At 55.6% G+C, this 17,305-nt stretch carries 14 protein-coding genes; 5 read left to right on the top strand and 9 right to left on the bottom strand.

All coding sequences use genetic code 11. The features are described 5' to 3' along the window. Positions 1-42: 42 nt before the first annotated feature. The 7 genes from QBD29_RS13390 to QBD29_RS13360 all read right to left on the bottom strand — a co-directional run bounded on the left by QBD29_RS13390 (position 43) and on the right by QBD29_RS13360 (position 7,459). The gene (locus QBD29_RS13390) at positions 43-654 is read right to left on the bottom strand and encodes a glutathione S-transferase (RefSeq protein WP_280098594.1); all 612 of its coding nucleotides are present in this window, start codon (positions 652-654) and stop codon (positions 43-45) included. Positions 655-755: 101 nt separating this feature from the next. Next, positions 756-1,913 carry a crosslink repair DNA glycosylase YcaQ family protein gene (locus tag QBD29_RS13385; protein WP_280098593.1) on the bottom strand — a complete coding sequence of 386 codons (1,158 nt, stop codon included), beginning with the start codon at positions 1,911-1,913 and terminating at the stop codon, positions 756-758. Next, a complete protein-coding gene (locus tag QBD29_RS13380) occupies positions 1,906-2,319 on the bottom strand; it encodes a thioesterase family protein (protein ID WP_280098592.1) in 414 nt (137 codons plus the stop codon). The genes QBD29_RS13385 and QBD29_RS13380 overlap by 8 nt, the downstream gene beginning before the upstream one ends. A 3-nt stretch (positions 2,320-2,322) precedes the next feature. Continuing rightward, positions 2,323-3,780 (bottom strand): aldehyde dehydrogenase family protein, encoded by a 1,458-nt coding sequence (locus QBD29_RS13375; RefSeq protein ID WP_280098591.1) that lies wholly within the window; start codon positions 3,778-3,780, stop codon positions 2,323-2,325. A gap of 274 nt (positions 3,781-4,054) precedes the next feature. After that, on the bottom strand, positions 4,055-5,638 hold the full coding sequence (locus QBD29_RS13370; RefSeq protein WP_280098590.1) for a dipeptide ABC transporter ATP-binding protein: 1,584 nt from the start codon (positions 5,636-5,638) through the stop codon (positions 4,055-4,057). Beyond that, positions 5,635-6,465 (bottom strand): ABC transporter permease, encoded by an 831-nt coding sequence (locus QBD29_RS13365; RefSeq protein ID WP_280098589.1) that lies wholly within the window; start codon positions 6,463-6,465, stop codon positions 5,635-5,637. The genes QBD29_RS13370 and QBD29_RS13365 overlap by 4 nt, the downstream gene beginning before the upstream one ends. A 49-nt stretch (positions 6,466-6,514) precedes the next feature. Continuing rightward, positions 6,515-7,459: an ABC transporter permease gene (locus tag QBD29_RS13360; protein WP_280098588.1), complete on the bottom strand. Its 945-nt coding sequence runs from the start codon at positions 7,457-7,459 to the stop codon at positions 6,515-6,517. A gap of 289 nt (positions 7,460-7,748) precedes the next feature. On the opposite strand from QBD29_RS13360, the gene QBD29_RS13355 reads away from it, so the two are divergent. Then, positions 7,749-9,494, top strand: a complete 1,746-nt coding sequence (locus tag QBD29_RS13355; RefSeq protein ID WP_280098587.1) for a DUF6119 family protein — start codon at positions 7,749-7,751, stop codon at positions 9,492-9,494. A gap of 313 nt (positions 9,495-9,807) precedes the next feature. Here QBD29_RS13355 and QBD29_RS13350 read toward each other — a convergent pair whose 3' ends face one another. Further along, positions 9,808-11,280 (bottom strand): ABC transporter substrate-binding protein, encoded by a 1,473-nt coding sequence (locus tag QBD29_RS13350; RefSeq protein WP_280098586.1) that lies wholly within the window; start codon positions 11,278-11,280, stop codon positions 9,808-9,810. Positions 11,281-11,444: 164 nt separating this feature from the next. On the opposite strand from QBD29_RS13350, the gene panB reads away from it, so the two are divergent. From panB to QBD29_RS13335, 3 genes are all read left to right on the top strand, one after another. Beyond that, positions 11,445-12,278, top strand: coding sequence for a 3-methyl-2-oxobutanoate hydroxymethyltransferase (panB, locus tag QBD29_RS13345; protein WP_280098585.1), 834 nt, complete (start codon positions 11,445-11,447; stop codon positions 12,276-12,278). Further along, positions 12,279-13,121, top strand: a complete 843-nt coding sequence (gene panC, locus QBD29_RS13340) for a pantoate--beta-alanine ligase (RefSeq protein WP_280098584.1) — start codon at positions 12,279-12,281, stop codon at positions 13,119-13,121. Positions 13,122-13,197: 76 nt separating this feature from the next. Further along, positions 13,198-14,592 carry a hypothetical protein gene (locus tag QBD29_RS13335; RefSeq protein ID WP_280098583.1) on the top strand — a complete coding sequence of 465 codons (1,395 nt, stop codon included), beginning with the start codon at positions 13,198-13,200 and terminating at the stop codon, positions 14,590-14,592. Between the two features lie 86 nt (positions 14,593-14,678). Here QBD29_RS13335 and QBD29_RS13330 read toward each other — a convergent pair whose 3' ends face one another. Further along, complete coding sequence (locus tag QBD29_RS13330; protein ID WP_280098582.1) at positions 14,679-15,968, bottom strand: acetylornithine deacetylase/succinyl-diaminopimelate desuccinylase family protein; 1,290 nt, start codon at positions 15,966-15,968, stop codon at positions 14,679-14,681. 93 nt (positions 15,969-16,061) lie between these two features. On the opposite strand from QBD29_RS13330, the gene QBD29_RS13325 reads away from it, so the two are divergent. Then, positions 16,062-17,285, top strand: a complete 1,224-nt coding sequence (locus tag QBD29_RS13325) for a DUF4147 domain-containing protein (RefSeq protein WP_280098581.1) — start codon at positions 16,062-16,064, stop codon at positions 17,283-17,285. Positions 17,286-17,305 lie beyond the last annotated feature (20 nt).

The raw sequence follows: 17,305 nt of genomic DNA, 5'->3' as shown, positions 1-17,305 counted from the left end.
CCCGTATGTTTGTGGCAGCGTAGTGGGTTTTTAGGAGGCGGGCTAGTCTCCGCCACCTTTTGCCAATGCGGCCTGAAACGCGGGACGATTTTGCATCCAATCCACGAAGGAAGCGATCTTTGGGTATTGGTCGCCCATACCATAGCGCAACACAATGGTGGCAGGGAAAGACAGCATGATATCTGCCGCAGACAGATCATCGCTGACCCAATGGCCAGAGGGACGCAGCATCTGTTCCATATAATCAAAGTGGTTCTTCAATTCGGATTGAATGCGTGGTTGCAAAGGGGCCGCTGCATCGCCGAGTTTTGAGGTGTAAAGATTTAACAGGATTGGCAGCATCGCGGAGCCTTCGGCGAAGTGCATCAGTTCCATATGGGTGATGTAGGCATCGGAGTCCGTGGCAGGGATCAGGTGTTGGCCGTGACGCGCGCAAATCGCTTCGACAATGGCGGCGGATTCGATGACCATGCGGCCGTCGATTTCCAGCACGGGGGATTTGCCGAGGGCGTGCAAGTTGAGGAGTTCGGGTGGGGCGAGGTTGGTTTTCTGGTCCCGTTCATAGCGGATTGCCTCGTATTCGACGCCGAGTTCCTCAAGCAGCCAAAGGATGCGGAGCGAGCGGGAGCGGTTGAGGTGGTGGAGTTTGATCATGGGTGCGGTTCCTTTTTTACCAGCGTCTGTTGAGGGAGAAAGGATTGCAAGGATTGCGTTGCGTCGCGAGAGTGGATTTGGATATTTAGGGCCAGAAGAAATTAGGCGCGTTGGGCCTGCCAATCGATGTGTTTTAGGCTTGCGAGGCGGGCAAAGCGGGTGAGTTCTGTGTCGAGCTTTTTGTGGCGCGCGGTGGACCATTTGACGCCGGGTTCGGGCCAGAACCCTGTGACGTACATTTCTGATTTACTGCGATCTGCCTTGAGTTCGATGCGGCCGACGAAGCGGTCCCGTTCAAGGAGTGGATAGACGTAATAGCCCCAGCGGCGTTTGGCGGCGGGCAAGAACATTTCGTTGACGTATTCAAAACCAAAGAGAGCGGCGAGGCGGGTGCGGTCGCGGATGGCGGGGTCGAACGGGTTGAGGAGTTGAAGGCGGCTGGTTGGGTCGGGGCTGTTGGCAAGGCGGTGTTCGATGTCGGGATGTGCAAAAGCCGTGTAGGTCGTGCGATCTGCGCGTTCGATTTCGACAGGGATCAGGTGGGTCTGGGTTTCGGTCCAACGGCGGGTTTCTTTGGCGTCCATTGCTTCCCAAAACCGTTGGATTTCGCCTTGGGTGGCGAAGTTCAAACGCTCCATGGCGGCGGTGCAGAGCCAGTTGATTTGATCCGTGTCGCTGCCTTTGGGGGTGCGCAGGTGATCGGGGACAACGCGGTCGGTGAGGTTGTAGAACTTGGTGAAATTCTCGCGAAAGCAAGTGGATAGCGTGCCGTCGTACCACATAAGATCGAGGGCCTTTTTATGCGGCGGGCGGGCCCACATTTCGCGCGGGCCTTCGATTTTTGTATCAAACGCGTGAGTGGACAGTGCGCCTTCGGCTTTGATCCGCGCGAAGATGTCGTCTTTGGTGGCTTGGTCGATGTTGGGATACCATTTAGCCATTTTCACCGCCATGCGCGCAAATTGGCGGCCCCACATGGGGTAGAATTCCATCGGGATGAGCGAGGCATCGTGGGTGAAATGTTCGAAAATTTGACGGTGTTTGCCCAAGAGGGGCCAGAGTTGTTTTTCGCGGTAATTCGGATTGCGTGACCACAGGATGTGATGGTGGGCCCGCGTGACGTTGCGGATGGTGTCGATTTGCACGAAGCCCAGATCGCGGATGATTTGCAGTGCGTCGGCGGGGCCTGTTTGCGGCTGAGCGATGCCGTTTGTGTGCAGCCAGAGGCGGCGGGCCTGTTTGTTGGACAGCCTAAGCATGGGCGGCAAGAAGGGACACACGCAGATCGTCGGGCATGGCTTCGGCTTTGCGGGTTTTGAGGTTCATCAAAACAAGGGTGAAGGTGGAATTAAAAACCTCCGTGTCGTCTAGGAAAAAGTGGTGGCACACTTTGCAGGATTTCGTCCCTGCTTTGATCAGTTCAGAGCGGACCTGAATGTGATCGCCGATGCGCAGTTCGCGCAGAAAATTTGAGTCTGCATGCGCCACAACAAAGGCAAGTTGGCGGCCATCGCGGATGTCTTCGGGTGTCAGGGACCACACGGATTGCAAAGAAAACCCCGCGTCCGAGCAGCCATCAAGATAGCGGGCTACGTTCATATGGCCAAGTGCATCACAGTCAGACGGGCGAACGGTAAAGGCGTGGGTGTCGATGTATTTGGTCATGTCTTATCCATGCAGGGCTGCGACGGTTTTGAGTTTGGAGAAGCCATAGAGCGCTTCGAACCCTTTTTCGCGACCGTGGCCCGATTTGCCAACCCCGCCGAAGGGCAATTCGACACCGCCCCCTGCGCCGTAGTTGTTGATAAACACTTGTCCTGTGTCGAGCGCTTTGGCGAGGCGGAATTGGCGTGCGCCGTTTTGGGACCAGATAGACGCGACGAGGCCGTAATCGGTGCCGTTGGCGATGGTGATGGCGTCTTCTTCGTCATCGAACGGGATGATGGTTTGCACGGGGCCGAAGATTTCTTGTTGGGCGAGGGGGTGGTCGGGTGCGACGCCTTCGAACAGGGTTGGCGCAACGTAGTGTCCGCCAGATGGGGCATCTGCGATGATCTCGCCTTGGGCGGCGATGGTGAGGTCGCTGCCTTTGGCAAGGAAATCTGTGACGATGTCTTTTTGGCGGGCCGAGATGAGGGGGCCGACGTTGAGGTCATCCATGGCGGGGCCGACTTTGAGGTCGCGGTATTTGGCGGCCATTTTGCTGGTGACTTCGTCATACACGCCGCGCTGGACAAGGATGCGAGAGGCAGCAGAGCAGGTTTGGCCTGCGTTCTGGATGCCTGCGTTCACGAGGAACGGGAGGGCCGCGTCGAAGTCGGCGTCATCGAACACCAGTTGCGGGGATTTGCCACCGAGTTCGAGTGTGACGGGGATGACGTTTTGGGCAGCGGCGGTTTGGATCAGTTGGCCCGTGCCGACGGAGCCTGTGAAGGACATGTGGTGGACGCCTGTGTGGGACGAGAGCGCTGCGCCTGCCTCGGACCCGAGGCCTGGAACAACGTTTAGGACGCCGTCTGGTAGGCCCGACTCGCGGGCGATATCAGCGAAGGCTAGGGCGGTGAGGCAGGCCTCTTCAGCGGGTTTTAAGACGCAGGTGTTGCCCATGGTCAGCGCCCCACCCACAGAGCGCCCGATGATCTGCATGGGATAGTTCCACGGCACGATGTGGCCTGTCACGCCATGGGGTTCGCGCAGGGTATAAACGGTGTAGCCATCAAGGTAAGGGATTGTTTCGCCGTGGATTTTATCGGCGGCCCCTGCGTAGAATTCCATGTAGCGGGCCATGGCGATGGCGTCTGCACGGGCTTGGGTGAGGGGTTTGCCGACATCTGTTGCCTCAATCCGTGCAAGGTCTTCGACGCGGGTGAGGATCAGTTGACTGATACGGGCAAGGATGCGGCCCCTTTCAAACGCTGGGGTGCGGGCCCATTCACCGTGACGTGCGGCTTCGGCGGCGGCAACGGCAGCGTCTATGTCGGCAGCGGTTCCGCGTGCGATGGTGCCAATGTCTTCGCCTGTAGAGGGGTTGGTGAGCGCCAGCTGTTCGCCGCCAAGGGGGGCAACCCATTGACCGTTGATGAAGCATTTTGTTGGATCAAACCAGAGGTCGGGGAGGTGGGTCATGGATGGTTCTCGGCTGTTGGTTTCGTGCGGGAAACTGCATTTCAAATGATAGGCAATGGGATTGGAAGTCAACCAGCTGCGCCGCGTGACTTAGGCGCGGCGCGTGCCTTTCTTAACAAGAAATGAATCATGACGCGTCTTATAAGACGCGTCATGCACAACGCGTCGACGACAACGCGTCTGGGGTAAGATTGTGGTAAGGATCATGTTTTGGAATGGGGGTGTTTAACTGTCTGGTTGCAGACGTGTGATCACGATCCGCACAAGTGGGGCGTCACATCTTGCTTGGCAGTTGTGGCGCCGCTGCGATCAGATTTTGCGTATAGGGATGCACGGGCGCGTCAAACACCTGATCCGTTTCGCCCTGTTCCACGATCTTGCCCGCCTTCATTACCAGCACACGGTCGGTGATGGAACGCACCACTGATAAATCGTGCGAAATGAACAGATAGGTGAGGCCGTGTGAGGCTGACAGTTCGGCCAGCAGGTCGAGGATTTGGGCGCGGATGGAGACGTCTAGGGCGCTTACGGCCTCATCCAGTATGATCAGTTCGGGTTTGATGATGAGGGCGCGGGCGATGGCGATGCGCTGGCGTTGGCCGCCTGAAAACTCGTGCGGGTATTTGTCGGCGTCATTGGGGGAGAGGCCGACGGAAATGAGAGCCTCGGCGACGCGGTCCGTGCGGTCGGGTGGTGGGGTATCGAGCAGGTGGAAGGGTTCGGACACGAGGCGCGCGACACGGTGGCGGGGGTTGAAGCTGCCGTAGGGGTCTTGGAACACCACCTGCATTTTGCGCCGTACCGCGCGGTTGGGCCTCTTGCCAGTAAAGACAGGGTCGCCAGACATCAGGATCTCGCCGCCTTGGATTTGTTCAAGGCCGAGGATGGCACGGGTGAGCGTGGATTTTCCGCAACCACTTTCCCCCACAAGGCCAAGGCTTTCGCCGCGTTTGATGGTGAAGGACACATCATCGACGGCGCGGAACGTGCCAGGTTTTCCAAACAGGGTTTTGCGTGGCAGAGTGTAATCGCGGGTGACGTTTTGCACTGTGAGCAGCGGTGTTTCGGTGTCGGCTGCGTCGCGATCTGGCACGTGGGCGGAAGCCGCAAGCAGGGCCTTAGAATAGGGGTGCCGCATGGTCTGAAACAGCGTTTCTGCTGGGCCGTTTTCGACGATGCGTCCGTGCTGCATGATGTGGATGTGATCGGCCATTCCTGACACCACCGCAAGGTCGTGTGTGATCATCATCAGACCCATGCCGTCTTCGCGCACAAGGCTGGATAAAAGACGCAGAATTTCAGCCTGTGTGGTCACATCGAGCGCGGTTGTGGGTTCATCCGCGATCAGGAGTTTTGGACGCAGCGCAATGGCCATGGCGATCACGACGCGCTGGCGTTGGCCCCCTGACATTTCGTGTGGGAAACGGGACAGTGGGAAACTGTCGTTCGGGAGTTCAGCACGTTCCAACGCCTCTGCGGCCCGTGTCATGGAGTCCGCTTTGGAGGTGTTTGGTTCGTGAATCAGGATGGTTTCGGCCACTTGGTCCCCGATGGTTTTAACAGGGTTGAGCGCGGTCATGGGTTCTTGAAACACCATAGAAATGTCGTTGCCGCGCAGGGCGCACATGGTGTGTTCAGGCGCGTTCAGAATGTCCGTTCCATCAAGTGTTATTTTGCCCGTTGTGTGTGATCCATTTGGCAACAGTTGAGTTGTGCAATAGGCGGTCATGGATTTGCCAGAACCGCTCTCGCCAATCACGCCAACGATCTGGCCTGCGTCGACGGTCAGGGAAATACCATGCAGGATTTCGGTGTCGTGGATCGACAGGTGCAGGTTTTCAATGGCCAGCAGGGTCATGATTTGCCCCTGCGGATGCGAGGATCAAATATGTCGCGCAGCCCATCGCCCATCAGGTTTAAACCCAGCACGGTGAACACGATGGCGAGGCCCGGGAACAGCGCCATGTGCGGTGCGAAAGAGATCATGGTTTGGGAGTCTGCCAGCATGCGGCCCCAACTGGGGATCGGGGGTTGTGCGCCAAGGCCGACGTAGGACAGGCCCGCTTCGGCGAGGATGCCAAGCGAGAACTGGATGGTGCCTTGGACAATCAAGAGGTTCGTGACGTTCGGGAGGATGTGTTCGATGGAAATGCGGGCGGGGCCTTTGCCTGCGACGCGGGCCGACAGGATGTAATCCCGTTGCCAAAGCGACAGCGCCGCGCCGCGGGTGAGGCGGGCAAAGACGGGGATGTTGAAAATGCCGATGGCGATAATGGCGTTGAGCGCTGAGGGGCCGAAGATGGCGGTGATCAGGATGGCGATGACGAGGCTTGGGAAGGCGAACACGAGGTCGTTGGAGCGCATGATCAACTCATCCGTGAGCGAGCCTTTGTTGGCGGCCGCCGCAAGACCGAGCGGCACACCGAGCAGGATGCCGATGCTGACGGCCACAAGGGCCACGGCGATAGAGGTGCGGGCCCCCACCATGATCATCGACAGGATATCGCGGCCAAAGTGATCGGTGCCGAGAAGGTAGCCTTCGGACAGCGGTTTTTTGAGGCGGTTCGCGATGTCCACCCCTGTGACATCGTAAGGCGTGTAGACAAATGAGACGAGAGCGAGCGCGGCGAAAACGGCAGTGAGGGCCGCGCCGATGAAGATGTTTCTGTTGCGCAAAAAGCTCATGAGCGCGCGGCCCATTTGCGATGAGTTAACTTGTGGTGTTTAGCCCTGTTCATCGCGCGTTCCGCAATCTGGGATCCACAATCGCATAGGCGATATCAACCGCGAAATTCACGACAATGACCGCAAAAACGAGGAGCATGACAACGCTTTCCACCACGATCAAATCGCGCTGTGTAATGGCCTGAAAGACCAGCCGCCCAAGGCCTGGGAGGAAGAAGACATTTTCGATGATAATGGCGCCCGCCATGAGGAAGCTGAACTGCAATCCGATGATCGTCAGCACAGGGATCAGGGCGTTGCGCAGGGCGTGGCGGCGCAGGGTTTGGCGTCGGGTCAGGCCCTTGGCGCGGGCGGTGCGGATGTAGTCTTCGGACAGGGTGTCAAGGAGGGCCGAGCGCATAACGCGGGCGAGGATGCTGGCCTGTGGAAGAGCGAGAGCGATGGCAGGAAGAGTGAGAGATTTCATGGCAAGCAGCGGATTGTCCCATCCCGGAAATCCACCTGCGGAGAACCATTGTAGGTTGATTGCGAAGAGCAGGACCATCAGCATCGCAAACCAGAAGTTAGGAATGGCGACGCCGAGTTGGGTGAAGCCCATCACCAGAACATCCGCGATGGAGCCGCGTTTTGTGGCGGCCAAGATACCCGCAGGAAAGGCGATCACGGTAGACAGTGTGAGCGCGTAAAGCGCGAGCGGCAGACTGATCCAGAGGCGATCTGCAATCATTTGTGACACGGGGGTGCGGTAAGTGTAGCTGGTTCCGAAATCCCCCTGCACCAATCCCACGACCCAGTTGATATACCTTTGATATGTTGGAACATTTAGGCCCAGTTGGTCCCGTAAGGCGGCGATTGTGTCCTCACTCGCGTTGAGGCCGAGCATGAAGGACGCGGGGTCCCCCGGAACGATTTCAACCGTTAAAAATATGACGAGACTGGCTGCGATCAACGACAGGATCAGAGATTGGAGACGGGATAATGTGTAGCGCAGCATGGGGTGACGTTAGCGGCGCGAGGACACTTGCGCAACCGCGCTCAGAGAGGCGCGCGGTGGGGTAGGGTTTGGGTGTTTTGGTCGGTTTTGGGGAAATGCAAACTAGCCAGAAACAGGGGGTCCGCGGGTATGGGTAACGTGTTTTTTCTGGAGTTAAGCTTTGTTGCGTTTGGGCGGAATGGAACCCAAGCACCACCAAATAACAAACAGGAAACTACGGTTGAATTATGGAGATACGATCATAAGTTGAAATATATTAGCCAAATTAAATTTTTTGAGGAGTGAGTGCATGAATTTGTTTGAAGACATTGAAGAAACAGCCATTGGTCACATTTCGTTTTACTTAGCTTCCGAAGGCATGAAAATTACGGATGTTTTGCTCGCAATCGAAACAATGGAGAAAAAGCAAAATTACGCTCTAAGAAAATTCGTACACGGAGAAAATCCTTGCGAGTTTAGATATTTTGAAACCGGAAGTCAGAAAACAAATCCTCCTTGGCTTGATTTTGTGAACGGCCAATTAGAGGATGATACAAAACTTTCCTTTGAGGGGCACACGAAATCAGCTAACGGGATACTGACGATTGGAATTGAAGAACGTTTATTGATTGCCACATTTGGTCGCTCACCTTCTACTTATTTAAATAAGAGTGTTTTGGTGCAAGATTTTGGTGTCAGAACAGCCATGAATATGTGCGGCAATGAACAAATTCGTCAGGTGAGATCTCAAAACCGTGGACTGACCACAACCAGTGTTGATCGGCAAACCAGTCGTCCATCTGATGCGTTTTCATTTGGTTTGAACGAAACAGAAGACCTGAAATACATCTCGGCCAACATAATTGGAGAAGACAACATCACGCTTCAAGGAAGAAGCAACCTGACCATGAAAGTGTCGGGCAAGGAAAAACTGTCTTGGGACGGTTTGATTGAAAAATGCAAACAGTTTCTTAGTACTTATGAGTTGGACGACTATAAGACCACTTTTCCGAATTATCACAATCTAATTCCAGCGACGCAAGAGCAGGTCGAAGAACTGGATGCACTTCTTCTAGAGGCACTAAAGAATGAGGATTTTGGACAAAGTCACCTGTGTATTCCAGAATTTGTTTTGACGGACGAAACTGCATTCGTGTTTTCAAACAGCACCAAGACACCAACAACGAAATATTCTGACCTTAAAATCGAACAGGTGGGCAATGCAATCAGAGGTGAACTGACGATAAAGAAAATGGTGAATAAGAAGATATATTTGTACTCCACCATTGATGAAAAGATTTTGGCAAATCAAAATTGGTCTGTTTACGATTGCATTGTTGACGAGCGAAAGATCGACGACGGGTATTTTTTGCTCAGCGATGGGATTTGGTCGAAGGTTGATTACGACTTTTATAAAAGCATCATGGATTTTGTGGACCACCGTTTGAACATCGTTGAATGCAAAGATGAAGTCAAAAATTTTGAAATCTACGATCCTGTTACAAAAACCAATCGCGAAAGTGTGTTCAACAGCAAGGCAGTTGAAGCCGATGGCAAGAGTATCAAGTTTGACGGAGCGAAGTTGAAAGTCGGCAACGGATTAAGCAACAAGGAATTTTGTGATATTTTAAGTTACGATGATGAAGGCTCCGTTCGCATTATTCATTGCAAACCGACGGGAGGCGCGTCTTCGCTTAGCCACCTTTTTTCGCAGGCTAAGTTCTATTCAGAAGCGTTTCTTACAGACCCAGTATTCTTAGGTGAAATCCGAGAACACATAAGAAAATCTGGACGGCCGTCGGCTCAGAATTTTCTCAATGACATTCCAGAAGACATAGAGAAGGTCACAGACAATAACTATTCAGTTTGCCTATGGCTGCTTTACGACAAGAGGAAGGGACGCCCTGACCCCAAGAATCTGCCCTTGATGACTTTGTTTGAACTAAAAATTGCGGATGACTATTTGCGCCGTGTTCGCAAATTCAAAGATGTTTCGGTGTCGTTTATTCCTGTTGTGCATTCATACTTTCAAGAGAAAAAAAAGACGAGAATGTAGGTCGGAATCAGATTATCGTTTCTGGCCCGACGGCACCGTAGGGCTGCGCCGATTATCAGGTTTTGTCCCAAAACCTTACCGTCTCGGCTTTGCAGGCAAAGCTCTCGCCTCCCCCATGGGTTACTTTCGGTGATTGCAAGCAATCACCTGTCGGCTGACAGGCGCATTCGCGCCACCCAAGGTTGGCGCTGCCTTTGCTTTTTGGGTGCAACGGTTCGTTTGTCTCTAACGAAAAACGCCGCCTTTTTGGGCGGCGTTTGTGTTTGGGGAAGTGGCGGAATGGTGCGCAATGAATGCGCACCCTACGGGGAGGTTATTCGGCCCAACTTACCCCTGTCAAATCCGTCGCTTGCGTCGGCGCGTCTTTCCACAGGCCCTGCAGGCCTGCTTTGGCCACTGTGGGCGTCGCCAATTGGAACAGGTAGCCGTTGACGTAATCCTCGGAGATGATCGTTTGTGCCGCTGCGATCATTTCGGTGCGTTTGGCGGGGTCGGCTTCGACGTTCAAATCCGCGATCAGTTTTTGGAAATCGGCATTGTCGTATTGGAAGTAATACTCGGGGTTGGCGTAGATGCCGATGTCAAAGGGTTCGGTGTGGGACACGATGGTCAGGCCGTAATCCTTGCCACGGAACACTTGTTCGAGCCATTGCGCCCATTCGAGGTTAGAGATTTCCGTTTCGATCCCCACTTGGCGCAGTTGGGCTGCGATGATTTCGCCACCGCGCCGTGCATAGGAGGGGGGTGGCAGTTTCAGTGTGGTTTTGAATCCATCGGGGAAGCCTGCTTCGGCCAGCAGTTTCTTGGCCATTTCAGGATCATAGGTGCTGTTCCCTGTCAGGTCCACGTAGTCTGGGTTGTGCGGCGCAAAATGCGTGCCGATGGGCGTGCCAAGGCCGAACATGGCGCCGTCAATGATGGCTTGGCGGTCGATGGCGTGGGCCAGCGCCTTGCGCACCTTCACATTGTCAAAGGGCGGCATTTTGTTGTTGGTGGACAGGATCGTTTCCCCTTCGGTGTTGCCCACGATGACTTTGAAACGCGGGTCTGCTTCGAATTGGGGGAGGTTTTCTGGGGCAGGGAACCCTGCGAAGGCGTCGATGTCTTCGGCCATGATTGCGGCGAAGGCGGCCGTGGGATCAGAGATGAATTTAAAGGTGGCTTTGGCCAGCGCAGGGGCCGTACCCCAGTAATTTTCGTTGCGTGACAAATCAATTTTGTCGCCCTGCACCCAATTGTCGAATTTAAACGCGCCTGTGCCGATTGGTTTTTGTTTGATGGTGTCGATGCTTTCAGGCGCGACGATCACAGCGTCCCCCCATGCGAGGTTAAAGAGCATGGAACCGTTGGGGGCAGAGAGGGTGAGTTTGACGGTTGTTGGGTCTATGGCTTCGACGGATGAGATGCCTGCGTAGAGTGCTTTTTGGGCGTTCGCTGACTCTTCGCCTTGGGTGCGGTTGAGGGAAAAGACCACATCATCGGCGTCCATGGTGGTGCCATCGTGGAAGGTCACGCCTTCGCGCAGTTTGAAGGTGTAGGTGAGGCCATCGTCAGAAATGGTCCAGCTTTCGGCGAGGCCTGGATTGACCGATCCGTCTGGGCCAAAGCGGGTGAGGCCCTCGAACACGTTGGAGTAAAGCACGCTGTCAATGGCCCCTGCCGCGGCGGAGGTTGGATCAAGGTGGGGTGGTTCCAGTTGGATCGCGATGGTCAGATCGTCTTTGGCGAGTGCAGAAGAGGCCAGTAGCACAGCGGTGGCCGTGAGCGTTGCTTTGAAGAATGTCATCGAGGATCTCCTATCTGGATGCGAGCAAAGTCTTAGGGTGAGTGTTCCAGTAAATGCCTGTGCAATCAAGGGTGTGGGTTTTTAGCGCCTGACGCATGGGGAGGGTGGTCTTTCGCAAGGGCAGGCATTACATCCGATTTGCAATACAGCACAGGGGGCAAACCATGAGCGCCACAGCACAGAAAAAAGCACCGATGCCGATGGATATTCGGGCTCGCAAAGGGGGAGAGCCGTTGGTGAGCCTGACCGCCTATACCACCCCGATGGCGCAGATGATGGATGCCCATTGCGATTTCGTTCTGGTGGGGGACAGCGTTGGCATGGTGCTGCATGGGCAGCCCAGCACGCTGGGTGTGACGATGGAGATGATGATCCTGCATGGTCAGGCGGTGGCGCGGGGATTGAACAGTGCCATGATGGTCGTGGACATGCCGTTTGGGTCCTATGAGGAAAGCAAAGAGCAGGCGTTTCGCAATGGCGCGCGGTTGATGGCAAAAACGGGCGCGGGTGCGGTGAAGCTGGAAGGCGGCGTTGAGATGGCGGAAACCATTGCGTTTCTGGTCAAGCGCGGTGTGCCAGTGATGGCGCATGTGGGGCTGACGCCGCAGTCGATTAATACGTTGGGTGGCTATAAGGTTCAGGGGCGTGATGCGGATGCAGAGCGAGTTGTGGCGGATGCCAAAGCCGTGGCGGATGCAGGGGCGTTTGCGGTTGTGCTGGAAAAAGTGCCAGAGGGGCTGAGTGACCGGATCACGGCAGAGGTGGAAATTCCGACCATCGGGATCGGCGCATCTGCAGGGTGTGATGGTCAGATATTGGTGCTGGACGATATGCTGGGGTTGTTCACGGCGTTTAAGGCGAAGTTTGTAAAGCGGTTTGCAGAGCTTGGCATAACGGCTGAAGAAGCGATTGCGCAGTATGCGGCGGATGTGAAAACGCGCAAATTCCCCGGACCAGAGCATGTGTTTGCAGATGTTTTGCCAAAGAAAGACGCGTAAATGACGCCAGTGATTGAACGGGATTTGGCTGCGTTACGGGCCACGGTGACCGCGTGGAAGCGGGCGGGCGAGGTTGTGGGCGTGGTGCCCACCATGGGTGCGTTGCATGCGGGGCATTTGAGTTTGGTTTCGGCGGCCAAGGCGGCGTGTGACCGGGTGATTGTCACGATTTTTGTGAACCCAAAGCAGTTCAACAACCCAGAAGATTTAGCGAATTATCCGCGCACCGAGCATGAAGATGCAGAGAAGCTCGCACCGTTGGGGGTGGATGTGGTCTATGTGCCCGATGGGGATACGATGTATCCCGATGGGTTTTCATCGACTGTGACCGTGGAAGGTTTAACGGATTGTATGGACGGGGTGCATCGCCCCGGCCATTTCGAAGGGGTGGCCACGGTGGTGGCCAAGCTGTTCACGCAAACGGCGGCGGATCAGGCGTTTTTTGGGGAGAAGGATTTCCAGCAATTGTTGGTGGTGAAACGCATGGCGGCGGATTTGGATATCCCGATTGAGGTGGTTGGTTGCCCCACAATCCGAGAGCCGAACGGTTTGGCCATGTCATCGCGCAATTTGCAATTGTCAGAGGCTGGGTTTGAAACGGCGGCGTTGCTGCATGAGGAATTGCAAGGGATTGCCGCAGGTTTGCGTGAAGGCGCGCCGTTGGCCGTGCTGCGGGATCGTGCGATTGCGCGGCTGAGCGACGCTGGATTTGGCGAGGTGGAATACATCGACCTGCGCGGCATTAACAACCTGTCACTGTTGTGGGCGGCGGAGCGTCCCGCGCGGTTGTTTGCGGCGGTGTGGTTTGAAGGTGTGCGGCTAATCGACAATATTGCGGTGTAGTTTTGCCGTGGGGTTAAGGTTGGTTTAGCGCGCAATCGGTGCATATTTGGCGAAAGATTTGCCGATGGAGCACCCGATGACACCGACCCAATTGAAAACTGATTACCTGATTGTGGGCAGTGGTGCTGTGGGCATGGCCTTTGCCGATGTGTTGGTGAGCGAGAGCGATGCGGATATCATCATTGTGGATCAATTCGCGAAACCAGGTGGGCATTGGAACAACGCCTATCCGTTCGTAACACTACATCAACCAAGTGCGTTTTACGGAGTGAGTTCGCGCGAATTGTCAAATGGCAAGTTTGATCAAGTTGGGTTGAACAAAGGATTGGGGTCACTGGCCACGGGGGCCGAGGTGGCGGCCTATTTTGACGCGGTGATGCACGAGACCTTTTTGCCAAGCGGGCGGGTGCGATATTTTCCAATGTGCCGCTCTGACGGGGCGGGGATGTTTGAAAACACGCTGACAGGGGAGGTGTTTGAGGTGGAAGCGGGGAAAACCGTTGATGCCACCTATCTGAAAACCACGGTTCCATCCACGCATACGCCGCAGTTTGAGGTGGAAAATGGGGTGTGGTTCATGCCGCTGAATGACCTGCCAAAGATTGATCGCAAGCCTGAGGGTTATGTGATTGTGGGCGGTGGCAAGACGGGCATGGATGCGGTTTTGTGGTTGCTGGGCAATAGTGTGGACCCTGATACGATCCGTTGGATCATGCCGCGCGATGGGTGGATGCTGGACCGTAAAAACACGCAATCGGATATTTCGTTTTTCAACAGCACACTTGGCGCGCAGGCGCTTCAGTTCGAAGCGATTGCGGCGGCTGAGAGTGTGGATGATTTGTTTGATCGGCTGGAGGACAGCGGAGTTTTGCTGCGGCTTGATCGAGATGTGAAGCCGAAGATGTTTCATGGGGCCACCGTGAGCCAAGCAGAACTGGCCGAAATGCGGCGGGTGAAGAATGTGCTGCGTTTGGGGCGGGTGCAAAAGATTGGCGTGGATGAGATTTTGCTGGATCAGGGGAGTGTTCCGACGGGGCCAAATATCGTGCATGTGGATTGTTCTGCCAGCGCCATTTCAAACCTTAAAACGAAACCGATTTTTGAAGGCGATCTGATTACGCCCCAAACCGTGCGGTCTTATCAGCCTGTGTTTTCGGCGGCGTTGATTGCGCATATTGAGGTGGTGAAAGACACCGAGGTCGAGAAAAATGCGCTGTCTACGGTGGTGCCTTTGCCCAATCACGACACGGATTGGATTCGCATGATGATCCCGTTCATGATGAACCAATACAATTGGTCGCGTGACAGTGATATCCGCGATTGGCTGACGCACAATCGGCTGGACGGGTTCAGTGGAATGGTGCGCGGTGTGTCGCCAGATGACGCGGAAAAACAGGCGATCTTGGGGCGGATGAAGGCGGCGTCCATGCCCGCCATGGCGAAGCTAACGCAATTGGTGGGGCAGATTTGAGTATTTGGAGAACAAAGAAGGCTCAAGAAGGTTAACAGAACCTTAAGAGCCTTTTTTGAGGTTAAATATCCACTGCGAAGCGGACGTTATTCAAGCAGCAAGTCACACAGGGAATGCCCCATGACTTTGGCGCTGTCGATCATTGCGGAGACTTCGACGTATTCATCGGGTTGGTGGGCGAGCTCTAGGATGCCCGGGCCGTAGGCGATGCAGTTTTGCAAATGGCCGATGCGGTCGATGTGTTTTTGATCGTAACTGCCGGGCGAGACAACATATTCGGCGGGTTTGCCGAGGGTTTTTTCGATGGCGGCAGCGATAGAGGTGACGACGGGGGCGTCTTTGGCTGTCATGGAGGGGTGGATTTGCTGGATTTCGCGGACTTTGTAATCGAAATCGGTGCGTTCTGATTTTACCTTTTCCAGAACGTTGTAAATTTCGGTTTGCACGTCTTCGAGGGTTTCTTCGATCAGGAAGCGGCGGTCGATGACCATGCGCGCGCTGTCAGGGACCATGGGGCTCGGCAGGCCCGTGAAATCGGGTTCGGGTTCGTCTTGGCCGCCGTGGAACGAGTTGATGTTGAGCGTGGATTGGCGTGCGCCCTTGGGGATCACGGGCATGTCGGTGCGCTTGGAGGCCAACAGGGGATAGAGCGAGGTTTCCATTTCTGACAGGACTGCACCCATGTGGCGTACGGCGCAATCGCCCAAGAACGGCATGGAGCCGTGAGCATTGCGTCCCTTTGTTTCAATCTCTGCCCACCATGCGCCGCGATGGCCCAAGCAGATACAATCAAGGCCAAGGGGTTCGGGGATGATCACGTGCTGCACACGGGTTGGGGCGAAGTAACCCTTTTCTGCAAGGTAGGCGACGCCGCCAAAGCCGCCTGTTTCCTCATCTGCTGTGCCAGAGATTTCGATGGCGCCTGCGAAGTCTGGGAAGGTGTCGATGAAGGCTTCGGCGGCGATGATGGATGCCGCGAGGCCGCCTTTCATATCGCAAGAGCCGCGACCATAGATTTTATCCCCGTCAAGGTCGCCGCCAAAAGGATCGCGTGTCCAGTCTTGGCCAAGTTCCACGACATCGGTGTGAGAGTTGAAGTGGACGCAATCGCCCTGTGTCGTGCCTTCGCGCCGCGCGATGATGTTCCAGCGGGGATATTTTTCGCTGTCCCCTGGGGTTTCAAAGGCGCGGATGAGGTCGCAATCAAAGCCGCGTGGTTTGAGGCGGGTTTCAAGGTATTCGCAGATCAGGCGGTAGTTTTCGCCCGGCGGATTGACGGTTGGAATCCGGATGAGGTCTTGGGTCAGGGCAATCAGATCATCGCGGCGTGCGTCGATTTCGGCGTTGAGGCGGTCGATTTTGGTTTGGTCAGGCATGGGGCAGAGTGTGCGATAGCTGGACCTATTGAGCAAGATGCGTTGGCGATTTGTGACGCTGCGGTTATGTTCGCCTGTAAGTGGGAGAATTTCATGAACAATGCAGCATTAAGAGCCGAGGCCACGCGCATTTTTCAAGCGGGGGTGGCGGCAGCGGACCCTGCGGGCGCGGTGCGCCGTGCATTGAATGCACAGCCTGTGACGGGGCCCGTGGCGGTTATTGCGCTGGGCAAAGCGGCAGGAGCCATGATGGCCGAGGCGCTGTTGCATGTAGAGGCAAGCAAGGCGCTGGTGGTGACAAACGCGGAAAATGCACAGGACATTGCAGGGGCCGAGGTGATGATTGGGGAGCATCCTGTGCCAAGCGATGGAAGTGTCGCGGCGGGGGCTGCGATTTTGGATTTTGTGGCGGGTTTGGGCCCTGAAGATCAGGTTTTGGCGTTGATTTCAGGGGGCGGTTCGGCATTGGCGATTGCGCCTGTGGAAGGTGTTTCGGCGGCGGACAAACAGGCGGCCAATGCGGTTTTGTTGGGTTCGGGGCTTGATATTAATCAGATGAATTTGGTGCGCCAGTGCTTGAGCCGATTGAAAGGCGGCGGGTTGTTGGCGGCCACGAAGGCCTCGGTGCGGGCATTGATCCTGTCTGACGTGATTGGCGATGATTTGCGGGTGGTGGCCAGTGGTCCCACCGTGGGTCGTGTGGGCACCCATGCCGAGGCCCGCAGAGTTTTGATGGATGCGGGTGCTTGGGATGCCATGCCGCAGGCGGTTCGGGATCATTTGGGCCGCGATGAAGATGTGGCCGAGATGCGGCCAGCGTACAATCAGATCATCGGATCGAACCGTGTGAGCCTAGAGGCGATGGTGGCAGCCTGTGACGGCACTGTGATCGTGGATGATGCGTTGGAAGGGGATGTGGCGGAGGCCGCGCAAAAGGTGCTGTCGGCGATGAACGCTCATTCTGGAGATTGCACTTTGATATTTGGTGGGGAAACCACGGTGAAGCTGGTAGGTGATGGCGTGGGTGGGCGCAATCAGGAGCTTGCCTTGCGCGTTGCACAAGGGGCAGCGGAAAGCGGTGATGATTGGGTGTTCCTGAGCGGTGGGACAGACGGGCGCGATGGCCCGACCGATGCCGCAGGTGGCATTGTCGATACGCAAACCTGTGCGCGGATTGCGGATGCGGGGCTGGATGTGGATGCGGTGTTGGGGAACAACGACAGCTTTCACGGGCTACAGGCGGCGGGTGATTTGTTGGTGATTGGTGGCACGGGCACGAATGTGGCAGATGTGCAAGTTTTCCTGCGCCGTTCTTGACCTTCATTAACGGGCGGGGA

The organism is Amylibacter sp. IMCC11727 (assembly GCF_029854195.1).
In the GTDB taxonomy this organism is placed as follows: domain Bacteria; phylum Pseudomonadota; class Alphaproteobacteria; order Rhodobacterales; family Rhodobacteraceae; genus Amylibacter.
The sequence above is the reverse complement of the archived record's forward strand: the minus strand, read 5'-3'. Positions and strand labels throughout refer to the sequence as shown.